This is a genomic window from Candidatus Babeliales bacterium, assembly GCA_035288105.1.
In the GTDB taxonomy this organism is placed as follows: Bacteria; Babelota; Babeliae; order Babelales; family Vermiphilaceae; genus SOIL31.
Window position 1 is genome coordinate 1 of record DATEAY010000043.1, and the last position, 2178, is coordinate 2178.

Annotated in this window: 4 protein-coding genes and 1 tRNA gene; all 5 read left to right on the plus strand. The window is 39.1% G+C overall.

The features are described from left to right. A partial coding sequence (locus tag VJJ26_02270) for a DNA-directed RNA polymerase subunit beta' (GenBank protein ID HLC06992.1) occupies positions 1-642 on the plus strand: 642 nt, incomplete at its 5' end. A gap of 76 nt (positions 643-718) precedes the next feature. After that, positions 719-793: transfer RNA gene (locus tag VJJ26_02275), tRNA-Val, on the plus strand. 118 nt (positions 794-911) lie between these two features. Then, positions 912-1070 (plus strand): hypothetical protein, encoded by a 159-nt coding sequence (locus tag VJJ26_02280; protein HLC06993.1) that lies wholly within the window; start codon positions 912-914, stop codon positions 1068-1070. A gap of 263 nt (positions 1071-1333) precedes the next feature. Next, entirely contained in the window at positions 1334-1603 is a 270-nt protein-coding gene (gene rpsO / locus VJJ26_02285) for a 30S ribosomal protein S15 (protein HLC06994.1), read from the plus strand. 83 nt (positions 1604-1686) lie between these two features. Further along, positions 1687-2178, plus strand: a 492-nt coding sequence (locus tag VJJ26_02290) for a polyribonucleotide nucleotidyltransferase (protein ID HLC06995.1), incomplete at its 3' end; no start/stop codon positions are given.

Here is a 2178-nt window from a genome sequence, read left to right on the forward strand (position 1 = left end):
CATGAATACTTGGTTCCACGTGGTAAGCAGTTGAACGTTGTTGATGGCGAGCACGTCAGTGCTGGTGATCCATTAACATCTGGGGCTCCTGTGTTGCATGATATGTTACGCATTTTAGGACCAGAAAAAGTTCAGCGTTACTTGGTTGATCAAATTCAAGAAATTTATCGTTTGCAAGATGTTGATATTAACGATCGACATATTGAGTTGATAGTTCGTCAAATGTTGCGTAAAGTACGCGTGGTTGAAGGCGGGGAAAGTGATTTCCTTATTGGAGACCGTGTGGATTATATTCACTTCCAAACGGTGAATACGGCATTGCGTGCTCAGGGCAAACGTCCTGCTGTAGCAAAACCTATGTTAATGGGTATTACTCAAGCATCATTGGGAACAGAAAGCTTCATTTCTGCTGCATCATTCCAAGAAACAACACGAATTTTAACAGAAGCGGCAATGTGCGGACAGATTGATCACTTGTTTGGTTTAAAAGAAAATGTGATTGTAGGAAAATTGATTCCTGCAGGAACTGGAATTAAATCATTCAGAAAAAAATATATAGGCGATGATCTTTCCGATCTTGAGCGACAAGCTCAAGAAGGAGAGCGTCGCGATGGTGGCGATAGTACGTCGTCTGCTGTATAAAATTGATAGCATAAAATACAATGCCTCTTAGCCGGGGTCCCCATGTGAAGCGAAGCGGAACGTGGGGTAAAGTTAAAGGCGCGTAGCTCAGGGGCAGAGCATTGCTTTGACGTAGCAGGGGTCAGCGGTTCAATTCCGCTCGCGCCTACCAGACTTCGCCAAGGCTTCGTCTGGCGCAGCCAGCAGAAGCCTTAAGAAGTCTGCCCTTCGTAGCTATAGCGAAGTAGGGCTAGAAAGATAAAAAAATCATTTAAAATAAAGAATATTTTATGAAAAAACTACTTTTATTCGCATTGTTGCTGGTTTCAGCAAATAAATCCAGCGCTATGGATCAATTTGTTGTGTTACCGTCGCAACAAGAGTTGAGCTCTCGTTTATGTTCGATGGGACTTAATCATTTTGTGGAAAAAACTAGAATTGACAAGTAGCTTGGTGGTCAACAGAGACATCCTCTGGGGGTTGCTACCGCAGTTGAGTTGGCTTTGTATGATTATGATCAGTTATACAGAACAAAAATGCAAATGTTTAAGCCGATGATTGTAAAAGCGTTTTTGCAAGAGCATCCACAGGCAATAGACTATCTTAAGCAGCAAAACCTTTTGCAATAAGATTTTCATAGATTGGTGGGTATTGGTTTGGACTATAAATTGTGGTATACTAAAACATATTATAAATGTTACGTGGAGTTTTCATGCCGATAACAAAAGAAGAAAAACAAAATATTTTTGGTGAATTTGGTATAAGTGCTCAGGATACCGGTTCTTCTCAGGTTCAAGTTGCGATTTTAACTAAAGACATTACAAAGTTAACAGAGCATTGCCAAAAGAATCCAAAAGATTTTAGTACACGTAGAGGACTGTTGCAAAAAGTCTGCAATCGTCGTAGTTTATTGACATATTTACAAAAAATAGATGTAAATAAGTATAGAGAATTAGTAGCAAAGCTTGGTTTACGTAAATAAATTACGTGAATGAAAGTTATCGGTTAATAGAGTTTATCGTAGACAGCTTTGCACAATAAAATTTTATGTATAGGTTCCCTAGAATGGTACGAACGTTTAGAAATGAAGAATTCGGTTTTGAGGTAGAAATTGGCAAAGTAGCTCGTCAAGCAGATGGTGCAGTGTTATTAAAACAAGGTGGAACGGTTATTTTAGCAACCGCAACATCGGCACCGTCAAAAGAATTTCCTGGATTTTTACCTTTAACGATTGAATATCGTGAACAATATTCAGCAGCAGGAAAGATTCCTGGTGGATATTTTAAAAGAGAAGGTAAGCTTTCAGACCGTGAAGTTTTGACAAGTCGCCTCATTGATCGTGCCATTCGTCCGTTATTTCCCTACAATTATTTTGATCAATTACAAGTTTTAACAACTGTGTATTCAGTTGATAAAGAACATGCGCCTAACACAATTTCTCTTTTAGCTGCATCTTTAGCGTTATCAATTTCAAAAATTCCTTTCATGGGACCGATTGGTGTTATTGAAGTTGGTCGTATTGATGGCAGATGGATATTTAATCCAACACATCCAGAG